The 1,186-nt window shown below is 44.1% G+C and carries 1 protein-coding gene; it reads left to right on the top strand.

All coding sequences use genetic code 11. The annotated features are described in order from the left end of the window. Window positions 1-47: 47 nt before the first annotated feature. A partial coding sequence (hemN, locus tag A3766_RS01150; protein WP_231882808.1) for an oxygen-independent coproporphyrinogen III oxidase occupies window positions 48-1,186 on the top strand: 1,139 nt, incomplete at its 3' end.

The following is a 1,186-nucleotide window of genomic DNA, read 5'->3' on the forward strand; positions in this document are numbered from 1 at the left end:
TTCCATTTTGTAAGTCACTTTGTTACTACTGTGGCTGCAACAAGATTGTGACGCACAAGCAGCAGCTAGCCACTGACTACCTCGATTATCTATATCGGGAAATCGAAATGCACGGCAAGTACTATGCTGACGACCGTTTACTGCAACAGATTCATTTTGGTGGTGGCACTCCCACATTTTTAAGCCCTCAGCAATTACGTGAAGTCATGGAAGTGCTGGCACAATCCTTCCACCTAGGTCTTCCTGACTCATTAGAAATTGGCATTGAAGTTGACCCACGTACAGTCACACCAGAAGAAATGACCGAATTAGTGACCATGGGCTTTAACAGAATCAGTATCGGCGTTCAGGACTTTGACCCTGAAGTGCAGAAAGCTATCAACCGTGAGCAAAGTAAAGAGCAGGTTGAAGCGGTTATCCAGTCAGCTCGCGATAACAAAGTTGATTCAGTATCTATTGATATTATTTACGGCCTGCCAAAACAGTCTCGCGCAAGTTTTTCGAATACGCTTGATGAAGTCATTCGTATTAAACCGGATCGAATCGCACTCTATAATTACGCACATATGCCTCAACGCATTCCGGCGCAAAGGCTGATTCACTCAGGCGACCTTCCAGGAACAGCAGAAAAACTTGAAATATTCACCGATAGTATCCAACGCTTAACTGAAGCGGGCTATATCTATATCGGTATGGATCACTTTGCACTACCTACTGACAGCTTGGCTAAAGCCCTTGATACAGGTGGTTTGCAGCGTAACTTCCAAGGCTATTCTACACATGCAGAATGCGATGTAATTGGTATTGGTGTCAGTGCTATCAGCCGGGTCAATGATGGCTATAGCCAGAATGTCACCGAAGTATCCAAGTACAAAACCGCCGTTGATAAAGGGCACTTACCTATCAAACGCGGCGTTAATCTCAATACCGATGACCGCATCCGTGCAGATCTAATCCAACAAATTATGTGTGACGGTGTCGTTGATTACAGTGACTTCGGTGACGGTCACGATATTTTTTTCCACCGTTATTTCAACAGTGAACTCAGTAGCTTGAATGACCTCGCAAGCGATGGTTTGATCGAATTAAATGACCAAGGATTCAAGGTGACACCCAAAGGAAGAATCTTTCTGCGGAACATCGCTATGACATTTGATGCATATTTTAATCAAACAACTCTACAGAA

The organism is Oleiphilus sp. HI0132 (assembly GCF_001635845.1).